11 protein-coding genes are annotated in these 13,664 nt (G+C 60.1%); 8 read left to right on the top strand and 3 right to left on the bottom strand.

What is annotated here, in order from left to right:
• Window positions 1-10: 10 nt before the first annotated feature.
• From pdxA to lptD, 3 genes are read right to left on the bottom strand one after another with little or no spacing between them, the layout of a single operon-like run.
• Complete coding sequence (gene pdxA / locus ACYX4K_RS13250; RefSeq protein ID WP_475091651.1) at window positions 11-1,012, bottom strand: 4-hydroxythreonine-4-phosphate dehydrogenase PdxA; 1,002 nt, start codon at window positions 1,010-1,012, stop codon at window positions 11-13.
• Window positions 1,013-1,016: 4 nt separating this feature from the next.
• Complete coding sequence (locus tag ACYX4K_RS13245; RefSeq protein WP_475091652.1) at window positions 1,017-2,387, bottom strand: peptidylprolyl isomerase; 1,371 nt, start codon at window positions 2,385-2,387, stop codon at window positions 1,017-1,019.
• Window positions 2,387-4,990: an LPS assembly protein LptD gene (gene lptD / locus ACYX4K_RS13240; protein WP_475091653.1), complete on the bottom strand. Its 2,604-nt coding sequence runs from the start codon at window positions 4,988-4,990 to the stop codon at window positions 2,387-2,389. Before lptD ends, ACYX4K_RS13245 begins: the two co-directional genes overlap by 1 nt.
• Window positions 4,991-5,341: 351 nt before the next feature.
• Here lptD and ACYX4K_RS13235 point away from each other — a divergent pair, with 351 nt between their 5' ends.
• The 8 genes from ACYX4K_RS13235 to trpC all read left to right on the top strand — a co-directional run bounded on the left by ACYX4K_RS13235 (window position 5,342) and on the right by trpC (window position 13,646).
• On the top strand, window positions 5,342-6,448 hold the full coding sequence (locus tag ACYX4K_RS13235) for an aminoglycoside phosphotransferase family protein (RefSeq protein WP_475091654.1): 1,107 nt from the start codon (window positions 5,342-5,344) through the stop codon (window positions 6,446-6,448).
• A gap of 24 nt (window positions 6,449-6,472) precedes the next feature.
• Window positions 6,473-7,168: an N-acetylmuramate alpha-1-phosphate uridylyltransferase MurU gene (gene murU / locus ACYX4K_RS13230; RefSeq protein WP_475091655.1), complete on the top strand. Its 696-nt coding sequence runs from the start codon at window positions 6,473-6,475 to the stop codon at window positions 7,166-7,168.
• Between the two features lie 199 nt (window positions 7,169-7,367).
• Window positions 7,368-8,036 (top strand): ribulose-phosphate 3-epimerase, encoded by a 669-nt coding sequence (rpe, locus tag ACYX4K_RS13225; protein ID WP_475091656.1) that lies wholly within the window; start codon window positions 7,368-7,370, stop codon window positions 8,034-8,036.
• A 608-nt stretch (window positions 8,037-8,644) separates the two neighbouring features.
• Window positions 8,645-10,126, top strand: coding sequence for an anthranilate synthase component I (gene trpE / locus ACYX4K_RS13220; RefSeq protein WP_475091657.1), 1,482 nt, complete (start codon window positions 8,645-8,647; stop codon window positions 10,124-10,126).
• A gap of 49 nt (window positions 10,127-10,175) precedes the next feature.
• A complete protein-coding gene (locus tag ACYX4K_RS13215) occupies window positions 10,176-11,030 on the top strand; it encodes an ion transporter (protein WP_475091658.1) in 855 nt (284 codons plus the stop codon).
• Complete coding sequence (locus ACYX4K_RS13210; RefSeq protein ID WP_475091659.1) at window positions 11,027-11,605, top strand: anthranilate synthase component II; 579 nt, start codon at window positions 11,027-11,029, stop codon at window positions 11,603-11,605. The genes ACYX4K_RS13215 and ACYX4K_RS13210 overlap by 4 nt, the downstream gene beginning before the upstream one ends.
• 207 nt (window positions 11,606-11,812) lie before the next feature.
• Window positions 11,813-12,847: an anthranilate phosphoribosyltransferase gene (gene trpD, locus ACYX4K_RS13205; protein WP_475091660.1), complete on the top strand. Its 1,035-nt coding sequence runs from the start codon at window positions 11,813-11,815 to the stop codon at window positions 12,845-12,847.
• 4 nt (window positions 12,848-12,851) lie between these two features.
• Complete coding sequence (gene trpC / locus ACYX4K_RS13200) at window positions 12,852-13,646, top strand: indole-3-glycerol phosphate synthase TrpC (protein WP_475091661.1); 795 nt, start codon at window positions 12,852-12,854, stop codon at window positions 13,644-13,646.
• Window positions 13,647-13,664: the final 18 nt, after the last annotated feature.

The following is a 13,664-nucleotide window of genomic DNA, read 5'->3' as shown; positions in this document are numbered from 1 at the left end:
TTTGGCCCGGTTAAATATTGCGGAGCTGGACCAGTTCGATGGCCTGGTGCATGGCTGCGAGGAGACTGCCGGTATCGGCAATGCCTTTGCCTGCAATGTTGAGCGCGGTGCCGTGATCTACCGAGGTGCGGATATACGGCAGCCCGAGGGTGATGTTGATCGCGCGCCCGAATCCCTTGAATTTTAACACCGGCAGGCCCTGGTCGTGGTACATGGCCAATACGGCGTCACAGCGGGCCAGTTGTGGTGGGGTGAACAGGGTGTCCGCGGGTAGAGGGCCGATCAGGTTCAGTCCGAGGGCGCGCAGGGTATCGAGCGCCGGCTCGATGGTATCGATTTCCTCGCGCCCCAGGTGCCCGCCTTCGCCGGCGTGAGGGTTGAGGCCACACACACCGATACGCGGGCTTTCGATGCGGAACTGGTCGCGCAGGCTGCGGTGCAGAATGGTGAGCACCTGTTGCAGGGATTCGCCGCGGATTGCCGCACTGACATCCTTCAATGGCAGATGGGTGGTGGCGAGTGCCACGCGCAGGTCGTCGGCGGCGAGCATCATCACCACCTTTTCCACGCCGGCGTTGTCGGCAAAAAATTCGGTGTGTCCACTAAAGGGCACGCCCGCCTCGTTGATCACGCCCTTGTGCACCGGGCCGGTAACCACCGCATCAAAGCGGCGGTCTTTGCAGCCCTCGGCGGCGATGCGCAGGGTTTCCAGCACATAGGTACCGTTGGCGGGGTTGAGTTGGCCGGGGGTTGCGCTAGCCGCTAGTGAGACCGTCTGAATATGCAGGCAGTTGGCGGGGGTTGGCTCTGCCGGGCGATTCGAATCCCAAGGAATCAGTTGCAGGCTCTTGCCCTGGCGCGCGGCTTCCTGCTGCAGCAGGTCCGGGTCGGCGATGGCAACAATCTGGGCGTGGGAAATTGGGGTGGGGCGCTCGGAGCAGGCGAGCTTGACTGCTAGCTCCGGGCCAATCCCGGCGGGTTCGCCGGGGGTGAAGGCAATGCGTGGGGTCATTCCGTTACTGGCTGTCGCCCTCGCTGGTGTCGCCGGCCGCGGACTCATCCGCGGGTGGCTTGGCATCCGGGAGTTTGATTTCCACGTAGGCCTGGTCGCGGATTTCCTGGCGCCAGTTCTGCAGCTCTTCCTCGTAGCGGCGGTTGCGCAGCAGGTTGGCGGCCTGGTTGCGGATGTACTGGTCCGTCATGTCCTGCTGACGGCGGCCTTCCACCTGCAGAATATGCCAGCCAAACTGGCTGCGGAACGGCATAGTGATCTCGCCCACCGGGGTGTTGTCCATGGCCTGGGTGAATTCCGGTACAAACTGGCCGGGGTTGGACCAGCCCAGGTCGCCGCCCTGCAGCATAGTACCAATATCTTCCGAATTGTCTTTGGCGGCGTCTTCAAATTTCAGTTCGCCGGCCTGGATTTTTTCACGCAACTCGGTGAGCAGCTTGTAGGCGGCGTCGTCGTCGCGGATCGCGGAGGTCTTTACCAGGATATGGCGCACCTTGGTCTGCTCGACCACCTGTTCGGTGGCGCCGCGCTGCTCGTGAATTTTCAGCAGGTGGAAGCCGGCGTCACTGCGGAACGGCTTGGTGGTCTCGCCCACGCTGACGCCGTCCAGGGCATCGGCGAACAGGGTGGGCAGTTCCACGGTTTTGCGCCAGCCCAGATCACCGCCCTGCAGGGCGTTCTGGCCGGCGGAACTTGAAATCGCCAGGGCGCGGAAGTCTTCGCCACCCATGGACTTGTCATACACCGAGTCCGCCTTGGCGCGGGCTGCAGTGACTTCCTCCGCGGGGGCGCTGGAGCTGACAGGGATCAGGATATGGCCCAGCAGGTACTGGGGTGACTTCCAGAACTCGCCCTCTTTGGAGCGCAGGAAGTTGTTGATGTCCTGGTCGGTAATCTGGATGCGGCGACTGACACTGCCCTGCTCCACCCGGCGGATGATCAGCTCCTGGCGAATCTGCTGGCGGAAGGCGTTGTTGGAGATACCGTCCGCTTCCAGTTTTTGCTGGAATTCGGCCGGGGACATATTCATGTTCTGCTGTACCCGGGCGATGGCCTGGTCCAGCTCTTCCTCGGCGATGGTGACGCCGGCGCGGGCGCCCATTTGCAACTGCAGACGCTCGATAATCAGCTGTTCCAGTACCTGGCGCCGCAGTACATCCACTGGCGGTGCCTGCACGTTCTGTGCGGCAATCTGCTGGCTGATGGTCTGCATGCGCTGATGCAGCTCACTGGCCATCACCACGTCGTCGTCCACCACGGCCACCACGCGGTCCAGCTGTTGTACCTGGGCCCAGGCGGGAAGCGCAATGGCGCTGGCGGCGGCCAGGGTCACAAGACCGCGGCGAAGAGAGGTGAACATCTGCATTATTGTCATCACTGTTTCAGTACTTCTCGTTGTTCAAAGTTGGCAATGCCCTGGGTAAGTATGCGTGTGACCGAGCCGCCAATGCCAGCCAGGCCCTTCAACTGCAGTTCAATATAGACGCCTTCGTCGAATTCCAGCTCCTCCGGCGGGACGACGTCGGCCAGGTCATTGTCCAGCTCACGGCGCCACAGCACCCGTGTGCGGTAGCAGCAGGTGTCGTATTCGATCCCCGCCAGGTACTCCAGTTCCCTTTCAAAGGTCAAATCGTAGTTGGCCCGGGCTAGGAGTGAAAGCCGGTCATTCACCGGCCACGCGGCGGAGAGGTCTATCTGCTTGACCGGCCCCTGGATCAGATAGGTGTCGGTGCTGTCGTACACCTCTTCCTTGCGCAGGTAGCGGTAACTGGCGTTGATCAGGCGGAAATTGTCGTCCAGGTAGCGCAGGGTGACGTTACCGCGGTTTATGGTGTGGTCGGTGTCGTGGTAGATCACCTCGCTGCTGATGCGCAGGGCGTCGCTGGGCCGACTTTCCAGGCGCGCGGCAAATTCCGAGCGCGGCACATCTTCGATAAAGTCGCTCAGCTCGATTCGGCTGGCTTCGGAATAGAAGATCTGCCCGGCGCTGGCGGCGAACAGGTCGCGACCGCTGCGCGGGTCGATAAACCGGGTTGTGAGGCCAAACGAAGCGCGGTCGGCGTCGTCGATGCGGTCGTGGCCGTTGAAGCGGCTGTCGCGGAACAACTGGTCATAGCTGAAGGTGAACAGCGAGGTGTCGTACAGCAGGTCGTTGCCGCCGTCACTGGGGCTGGTGCTGACATTGAGAAAATCGGTCTGGTCCGCGTCGGTGCTGGCCATCAGGAACAGGCGCGGCTCCAGGGTCTGTACATACTCCTGCTGGAACAGGTTGCCGTAGCGTTCAAAAAACAGACCGCTGTCGATGGAGATCTGTGCGGCGGAAGCCTCCGGTGTGTTCATATCCGGGTCGGCGAGAAAGGTCTCCGCCAGTTCGTAGCCCAGGTAAATGCCGTTGATCTGCGGATTGAAAAAGCCCCACAGCCACTGTTTGTCCCAGCCAAAGCTGTAGTTGGCGTAGGCGCGGGTGGCATTGACGAAGTCGCGGGTACGAGTCGTGACGCTGTCCGGATCGTTCACATCCGCAATAAACTGGATCGTCTGCGTATCCTGGTGATCGAAAGCGGTGATCTCGTGGTCCAGCAGCAGCTGCCAGTCATCCCACTTGTAGTTGCCGTTTACGTTGAGTCGCGGCAGCTGGCTGTAGGTGTCAAAGCGGTCCTTCACCAGCTGCTGGTACTCCTGGGCGCGGAGGCTGGCAAACCAGTGCTCGGTGCTGAGGCTGGCTTGCGCGGTCTGGCTCAGGCTGGTCATGGCGCGGGCGTTGACGTTCTGCGGTACCTTGATTTCCGCATTGTCCAGATCGCGGAAATAGTCCGGGTCACTGACCCTGGTGTAATTGACTTTGGTACGCCACAGGCCCCCGGTACCGCCGACCTGGTTCAGGTTTGCATACCAGCGGTCTTCGCCTTTTGCCGGCAGTACCAGATCTTCCGGAAAGCCCTCGTCAATCAGGCGACGGGCGTCTTCGTCATTGCCGCCCTTGTCGTTGGGCAGCCCGGCGAGGCGCACTTCGGTGCTGAATACCGGGCTCAGGTGGCGGCCCTCTATTTCCAGGCCGGTACCCCGGTACTGCACATAGCGCGGGGCGATGGTGGCATCGAGTTGCGGTGCGATATTCCAGTAGTAGGGCACCGCGATGTCCCAGCCGTTTTCGTCGCTGTTGCTGAGGCTCGGAAACAGGAAGCCCGACAGGCGCTCATCTCCTACCGGGAAGCGCAGATAAGGGAAATAGAACACCGGCACATCGGCGATTTCCAGGCGCACATTGCGCGCGGTGCCCTGGCGTTCCACATTGTCGATGGCGATTTCGCCGCCGGACATGCGCCAGAAAACGTCGTCCGGTTCACAGCGCGTGTAGTTGCCTTCCGTCAGAATCAGCTCCCCGCTGGCCTCGCGGGACGCAAAGCGGGCGGAGCCGTGGGCGGCATCCTCATGGACCACGTAGGTGGCGTCCTCGATGGAGGCAGCCTTGCTGTCGGTGTGTACCTCGGCGGCCTTGCCACGCACCAGCATGCCCGGCTCACGCATTTCGATGGCGCCGCTCAGGTAGGCGGTATTTTCCTCGCGGTTGACGTCTACCTGGTCGGCAAAGAGCTGGCGGTAACCCTGAGTAATGTGCACATTGCCGCGCAATTGGGCGGTACCGTTTTCCAGCCAGTCGGAACTGTCGGCGGTGGCGCGCAGGGGCGAGTCCTCCGGCAGCTGGTCCGCGTTGGGGTACGCCCGCAGCGGCTCCACAAACATGCCGCCACAGATCGGCGACACCTGACTGCGCAGGGTGGGGTCCAGCTGGCTTTTCGGGAACCAGTCCAGGTACAGGTAGGGGTTTTCCTCGGGCTCGGGCGCGGATTCCGTTTCGGCCGTAGCGGTGAGCGGCCACAGAGAGTGGGCGGCGAGCAGGCCGAAAGCGAGGGAGCGGGGGCGTGACAATTGTCCAATGGCCAGCGCAAGACGGCGCCAGCGGGAAGCTTCCAGCATCGAGTGATTGGTTCCAGCTATCTTTAGAGTCTGTCTTGTATTCTGGCCATAGAGTGTGGCCCTGGTTTGGCCTTGGGCGAGACCGCGCGCGTGGCGCCGAAAAGCGCGCTTCCGGTAAAGACGGCACCGGCGCGCAAAAATCAGCGGTCGATTCTACTTGAATGGCCGTAACCATGGAAACCGCCCGTGCGGTGGCAGGGCCAGATTAGCGGGTGATCCGCACCTCCGGTGCCGCTACAATGCTCAGCTTTTAGGCAGCAAAAACAGGCGACAAAGAAGAGTGGCCGCGTATTTTTCGCCAATCGGTCGCCACAGGCCGTAAATGAACGTTTCGATAATGACAGGTGGTGGATGAACGAGTGTGTAACCCAGGTCCCCGATGAGCGCAAAGAGCAGCTGCGCCAGTGGGCCGCCCGCGCCCTGCAGGCAGGCCACGAACCGCTGCAATTGCCACCACTGGATGCCAGCCTCGATTTGCTGCCTCTGTCCGGGGATGCGGGTTTTCGCCGCTATTTCCGCACCGATACCAGTCCCAGCCTGATCGCGGTGGACTCCCCGCCAAGCAAAACCAACGTCAGCCGCTTTGTCGCCCTGGCCGATTACCTGCGCCGCAATGGCATTCACACGCCAATGGTGATCTCCGCGGATATCGAGCATGGTTATATGCTGCTGGAAGATCTCGGCGATACCCAGCTGCTCAGAGAACTGGATGACGACAGCGTCTCCGGTCTCTACGCGGAAGTCATGAGCGAACTCCTGTGCCTGCAGCAGATCAGTCGTCAGGAAGGACTGTTCCCGCCCTACAACCGCGAACTGCTGCATATGGAAATGCGCCTGCTGCCCGAGTGGCTGGTGGGAAAACTGTTGCAGCGGGCGCTGAGCGAGGAGGAAAACCAGTTGCTGGAGCGCACCTTCGCGCACTTGCTCGACAGCGCCAGTAGCCAGCCCCAGGTACTGGTGCACCGGGACTACCACAGCCGCAACCTGATGATCCGTGATGGCGAACGCCCCGGGGTGGTCGACTTTCAGGATGCCGTCTGGGGTCCGGTCACCTACGACCTCGCATCACTGCTGCGCGACTGTTATATCCGCTGGCCGCGGGAACAGGTGGAAAACTGGGCGCTCGCTTACGCCTCCACCGCCATGGACGCCGGCGTGATTCCCGAAGTCGACGGCAAGACCTTCCTGCGCTGGTTCGACTGGATCGGTCTGCAGCGCCACTTCAAAGTTCTGGGGCTTTTCCCGCGTCTGTATCTGCGCGATGGCAAACACGGCTACCTGCCGGATCTTCCCCTTGTCATACGCTACACCCTGGAAGTGTGCGATAAATACGAAGAGACACAGCCCTTTGCCCAGTGGTTCCGGGCCGAATTATTGCCCCTGATCGAACTGCAGGACTGGTACCGCGACTACCGCACCGCTGGTGATCGCCGGAACTCAGAAACCGAAATTTACTGATCAACGCCCGAAAAAAGCCAAGAGATGACAGTTCAAACCACCAAGGCGCCCACCGCCATGCTCCTCGCCGCCGGATTTGGCAAGCGCATGCGCCCGCTCACCGATCACACGCCAAAGCCACTGATCCCGGTGCTGGGCAAACCCCTGATCGAATACGCCATTGAGCGCCTTACCCGGGCCGGTGTCACCAACCTGGTCATCAATCTCGCCCATCTCGGCGAGCAAATCCGCGAACACCTCGGCAATGGCGAGCGCTTCGGCGCAACCATTCAATACTCGGAAGAAAGCCAACCCCTGGAAACCGCCGGCGGCATCAGCAAAGCCCTGCCGCTGTTGGGTGACGCGCCTTTTCTGGTGGTCAATGGCGACGTCTGGTGCGATTTCGATTTCGCCCAGTGGGTGGACAACCCGCTGCCGGAAAACTGCCCCGGCCGCCTACTCATGGTGCCCAACCCGCCGCACAATCCAGAGGGCGACTTTGGGATTGAAGAAGGCCTGCTTTCCGGCACCACCAAACCCAGATTCACCTTCGCCGGTATCAGCTTTCTGCGCCCGGAAGTTCTCACCGGTTATCCCAAAGCCCGGGAATGTTACGGTCTGGGAGAAGTGTTCGCGTATAACGAAGACAAAATGCAGGCGGAAGTTTATGAGGGCGACTGGTGCGATGTCGGCACCCCGGAGCGCCTGAACAAGCTGGAAGAAAGACTAAGAGCGAGTTAACCCACCCGCTCACGAAGTACAAAAGCACAAATCGAAGGCCGGGCACCGGGTGGGGCTTTTCAGGATCGTCGGCAACAGGGATGTTGCCGACGAAGCGTACAGGGACGTATTCACAGCGGTCCTGAAAAGCCCCACCCGGTGCCCGGCCGCCACAAGGCCTGAATCAAAGGGGCCACGACGAAAGCACCGAGACGAGAAAATGCCAGACTACAAAATTGCACCCTCCATCCTCTCCGCCAACTTCGCCCGCCTGGGTGAAGAAGTCGACAACGTCCTCGCCGCCGGCGCCGACTGGGTGCACTTCGACGTAATGGACAACCACTACGTCCCCAACCTCACCATCGGCCCCATGGTCTGCAAAGCCCTGCGCAACCACGGCGTAACCGCCCCAATCGACGTCCACCTCATGGTCGAACCCGTCGACGACATGATCCGCATGTTCGCCGACGCCGGCGCCAGCTACATCACCTTCCACCCGGAAGCCAGCAAACACGTCGACCGCTCCCTGCAGCTCATCCAATCCCTCGGCTGCAAAGCAGGCCTGGTGTTCAATCCGGCTTCCAGCCTCGACGCCGCCAAATACGTCATGGACAAGCTCGACATGATCCTGCTCATGTCCGTAAATCCCGGCTTCGGCGGCCAGAAATTCATCCCCGCCACCCTCGACAAACTCAAGGAAGCCCGCAAACTCATCGACGATTCCGGCCTCGACATCCGCCTCGAAATCGACGGCGGCGTCACCAAAGACAACATCCGCCAAATCGCCCAGGCCGGCGCCGACAGCTTCGTCGCCGGCTCCGCCATCTTCAATGCGGATGACTATGCTGAAGTGATCAAAGTGATGCGCTCAGAGTTGGCGCAGGTTTGAGCTTCGTAGCCATGGTGGCTTCGTAGTGGGCACCGTGGCGGCCGGGCACCGGGCGGAGCTTTTCGGGACCGCTGTGAATACGTCCCTGTACGCTTCGTCGGCAACATCCCTGTTGCCGACGATCCCGAAAAGCTCCACCCGGCACCCAGCCTTAGCATCGTATTTCAGCGTTATTAAGTGCCATGCGAAGCTGGAGTACCGGGTAAAGGTTTTTGAAAGCGTCGCAAACAGGATGTTTGCGCCGCAGCGCCCAGGGATGGGTCCACAGCGGTTTCAAAAACCTTTACCCGGTGCTCCGGCGCCACAAGAGGTTATAAAGGACCTCAAAGGACTGCACAGGGCCAAGAAAATCCCGAGCTTGCCGCCTCTACCAGAGATTTGTACACTTGCTCGCCGGAATACAGGGAAGCAACTCGACGCTGCGAGATTCTGACATTGAACTGCACTGCCCCCCACATCAACAGCTGGCGATGGCGCCACTGACCCATAGAGCCTGAAGACCGAGATACCGGTCCGACGGGCGCCTTTCCCGCGGGTAGGATTCCACCAAAGATGCGCAATCCAGGCCCGAACAAAAAATACCAAGCATTGCACAGACCGGAGTCGCCATGACCCCCAGCGAATACGCCCAACTTGCGTCTAAAGGATTTAACCGTATACCTCTTGTCCGCCGCGTACTGGCCGACATTGAAACCCCGCTGACCACCTACATGAAGCTCGCCGCCCGCGATGGCGGCCGCTACAGCTACCTGCTGGAATCCGTACAGGGCGGGGAAAAGTGGGGGCGCTACTCCATCATCGGCCTGCCCGCGCGCACCGTATTGAAAGTGACTGGTCATGATGTAGTAGTCGAGCGCGATGGCAAAATCGTCGAGCAGAACACCGTCGAAGACCCACTCGCCTTCGTCGAAGAGTTTCGCGGCCGCTACAAGGTGCCGGAAATCGAAGGCCTGCCGCGCTTCAACGGCGGCCTCGTCGGCTACTTTGGCTACGACGTGGTGCGCTATATCGAGCCCAAGCTCGCCGACAGCTGCCCGCCGGATACTCTGGGTAACCCGGATATCCTGCTGATGGTCAGCGATGAGCTGGTGGTGTTCGACAACCTTGCCGGCGCCGTGCTGTTTATCGTACACGCCGACCCGGAACAGGAAGACGCGTTTGAGTCTGCCCAGCGCCGCCTGGACCAGCTGGTGGGCCAGCTCTCCCAGCCGCTGGCCAGCGTCGAACCGTTAGGTATCGACGGCGAACATACCGCAGAAGACACCTTTACCTCCCATTTCGGCGAAGATGCCTTCAAACAGGGCGTACACAAGGTCAAGGATTACATCCTGGCCGGCGATGTGATGCAGGTAGTGCCGTCCCAGCGCCTGTCCGCGCCATTCACGGTTCCACCACTGAATCTCTACCGCGCCTTGCGCAGCCTGAATCCGTCACCATATATGTACTTCCTCGACCTGGGTGACCACCAGGTGGTGGGCTCCAGCCCGGAGATTCTGGTGCATCTGGAAGATGGGGATATGACCGTGCGTCCGATCGCTGGTACCCGCCGCCGCGGTGCCACCGAGGAGCAGGATCTGGCGCTGGAGAAAGACCTGCTGGCAGACCCGAAAGAGATCGCCGAGCACCTGATGCTGATCGACCTCGGCCGCAACGACGTGGGCCGTGTTGCGCAGACCGGTACTGTGCAGGTCACCGAAAAAATGGTGGTGGAGCGCTACTCCCACGTGATGCACATCGTCTCCAATGTGACCGGCAAGATAAAATCGGAGTTGCATGCCATCGACGCCCTGCGTGCGGCGCACCCGGCAGGCACCCTGTCCGGTGCGCCCAAGATCCGCGCCATGGAAATTATTGATGAACTGGAGCCGGAAAAGCGCGGTGTCTACGGCGGTGCCGTTGGTTACCTGGCGTGGAACGGCAATATGGATACCGCCATCGCGATTCGCACCGCGGTGATCAAGGATGAAAAAGTATACGTGCAGGCCGGAGCCGGCCTGGTCGCGGATTCCGATCCGCAATCCGAGTGGGACGAGACCATGAACAAGGCGCGGGCACTGTTCCGCGCCGTGGCCATCGCTACCGGGCAATAGCGAATACCTTTTAACTTTTTTTCTTGATCCATTGGAAGCAGTAAGACCGATGAGTGAAGTTTTAGTTGAACAGAAACGCGGCTTTGCAGAAAGCTGCCGCAGGTTGGTAGAAGCACCGATCTTTAATCAGGTGATTATCGCCCTGATCTCGGTGAACGCCGTGGTGGTAGGGCTGGAAACCTCCACCTGGGTGCTGGAGCGTTTTAGCAGCGCGTTGCACGGTATCAACCAGCTGATCCTGCTGGCGTTTATGGTGGAGGCCGCGATCAAGATCGCCGCCCACGGCAACCGCCCCTGGCGCTACTTCGCCAATGGCTGGAACGTGTTTGATTTCTCCATCATCGTGCTGAGCCTGGTCCCGGCGGCTGGCCCGATGGCTACGCTGGCGCGCCTGGTGCGGGTGCTGCGAGTTTTGCGTCTGGTATCGGCGTTCCCGGAACTGCGTTTGCTGGTGGACACGCTGCTGCGCAGCTTGCCGAGCATGTTCCATATCAGTCTGCTGATGGGCATTATTTTTTACATTTACGGGGTGGCCGGTTATTTCCTGTTTCACGAAATCGACCCCACCCACTGGCGCAACTTGCCCATCGCGCTGTTGAGTCTGTTCCGCATTGTCACCTTTGAGGACTGGACCGACATCATGTACACCGCGATGGAGTCCATGCCCTACAGCTGGATCTATTTCCTGAGCTTTGTAGTGATGGGCGCGTTTGTGATGATCAACCTGTTTATCGGGGTAGTGCTGAACAACCTGGAAGAGGCCAAGCTGCGCCGCCTGGACGAGTTGGCGATGCCGCCGAGTCAGACCGAAATTCTGCGCGAACTCCGCGCAACCCAGGACTCTCTTGCCCGCTTGCAGAAGCGTTTGGGAGACATGGGAGATGAGAAAGGAAGCGAATCATGATCCTGATGATCGACAACTACGACTCCTTCACCTTCAACATCGTGCAGTATCTGGCGGAGTTGGGCGCGGAGGTTGTGGTCAAGCGCAACGATGAAATTACCGTTGCGGATATTGAAAAGCTGAACCCGGAGAAAATTGTGATCTCCCCGGGGCCCTGCACGCCGAACGAAGCGGGAATCTCCATGGATACCATCCGCACTTATGCCGGCAAGCTGCCAATTCTGGGTATTTGTTTGGGACACCAGAGTATCGGCCAGGTGTTTGGCGGCCGCGTGGTGCGCGCCGGGGAAGTGATGCACGGCAAGACCTCGCCGATCATTCACAACAATCTGGGTGTATTTAACGGTCTTTCCAATCCGTTCGAGGCGACTCGCTATCACTCACTGGTAGTGGAGAAGGGCAGTCTGCCGGATTGTCTGGAAGTTACTGCCTGGACCGAGACCGAGAGCGGCGAGATCGATGAGATTATGGGGATCCGCCATCGCGAATTGCCGATCGAAGGGGTGCAGTTCCACCCCGAGTCGATTTTGACTCAGCATGGGCACGATATGTTGCGGAATTTTTTGGAGTCCTGAAGGGTGCTTTGTAGAAGGGCCGGTGGCGGTACTGCTGCCGGTATCCATCTGCGAGACACGCCGTGAACCCATCCATGGGGGCTCTTCTAAAACGTCCCTGTTTTAGAAGGTCTCGCAGATGGATCCCGGCATCAGTACCTTCGCATGCAGAATCAGGGCGCTGATCGCCTTTCAGGGCAAGTTCATAGGGAGCGGGGAGCAAGAATAATGAATATCCAACAGGCCATCGGAAAACTGGTCGAGGGTGAGCATCTCACCCGCGGGGAAATGCGCGAGGCCATGGGCCAGATTATGCGCGGGGAAGCGGAAGACGCGCAGATAGGCGCGTTTCTGGTGGCCTTGCGTATGGCCGGTGAATCCGTGGAGGAAATCACCGGTGCGGTGGAGGTGATGCGCGAGCTGTGTACCAAGGTCGAGATCGACCAGACCAATGCGGTGGATATCGTCGGTACCGGCGGTGATGGGGCCAACCTGTTTAATGTTTCCAGTGCTTCCAGTTTTGTTGCCGCCGCTGCCGGCGCGCGGGTGGCCAAGCATGGCAACCGTTCCGTTTCTTCCTCGTCCGGCGCAGCAGATCTGCTGGAAAAGGCCGGTATTTATCTACCTTTGACTCCCGAGCAGGTCGCCCGCTGTATCGACGGCGTGGGGGTGGGCTTTATGTTTGCGCCCAGCTATCACAGCGCTATGCGCCACGCCATTGGGCCGCGCAAGGCACTGGGGCTGCGCACCATTTTCAATTTACTGGGGCCGCTCACCAACCCCGCCGGCGTAAAGCGCCAGGTGATCGGTGTGTTCGATCCGCACTACTGTCGCATGCTGGCGGAAGTACTGCAGACACTGGGTTCCGAGCATGTGCTGGTACTGCACAGCGACGATGGGCTGGATGAGGTGAGTCTCGCAGCGGACACCCGCGGATGGGAGCTGAAGAACGGTGAGCTGAAAAAAGTCACCATTTCTCCGGAAGATTTCGGTATCGAGCGGCAGAACCTGGACGGCTTGTGCGTGGATGGTTCTGAAGAATCTCTGGCACTGATCCGCGATGCCCTCGGCAAGCGTGAAACCGCCGCGGGGGACAAGGCAGCTGATATCATTGCCATGAATGCTGGCATGGCCATCTACGTGAGTGGTGTGGCAGCTAGCCGGGCGGAAGGGGTGAGCATGGCGCAGGACGCCATCTACAGCGGCCTCGCCGGAGAGAAGATTAACGAGCTGGCCGCCTTTACCAGCGCATTCAAAGAGTGAAGTAATGAATACTCCAACGATTCTGAAGACCATCGTCGAGCGCAAATGGGAAGAAGTGGCCGAGCGCAAGAAGCTGGTGAGTCAGGATGAGATGCAGCAGCGCGCGCTCAAGCAGCCAACCTGCCGCGGATTTGTACAGGCCATCGAGGCCAAGCGTAACGCCGGCGAAGCGGCGGTGATCGCTGAAATCAAAAAGGCCTCCCCGAGCAAGGGCGTGATTCGCGAAGATTTTATTCCCGCAGAAATTGCCACCAGTTACGAGAAGGGCGGTGCCGCCTGTCTGTCGGTACTGACCGATGTGGACTTTTTCCAGGGCGCCGATGAATACCTGCAGCAGGCCCGCAACGCGGTGCGGCTGCCGGTGATCCGCAAGGACTTTATTGTCGATCCGTATCAGGTGTACGAGGCCCGCGCTATCGGTGCCGACTGCATCCTGCTGATCGCCGCCTGCCTGGACGACGCACAGCTCACCGGCCTGAACGATCTGGCGCTGGAGCTGGGTCTGGATGTGCTGGTGGAGGTGCACGATCGCGCAGAGCTCGAGCGGGCCTTGAAACTGCCCAATCGCCTGATCGGTATCAACAACCGCAACCTGCACAACTTTGAAGTGCAGCTGGAAACTACCTTCGGCCTGCTGGAGCGGATTCCCGATGACCGAATCGTGGTCACCGAAAGCGGTATCCACACTACCGACGACGTGGCGGCCATGCGCGGCCACAATGTGGATACTTTCCTGGTGGGTGAAGCCTTTATGCGCGAGGAAGAACCGGGCCGTCGCCTGATGGAGCTGTTCAACTAACACGTCACCCCGGACTCG

This window comes from Microbulbifer sp. ABF4_107 (assembly GCF_056312215.1).
This window is presented reverse-complemented; position numbering and strand designations above follow the sequence as displayed.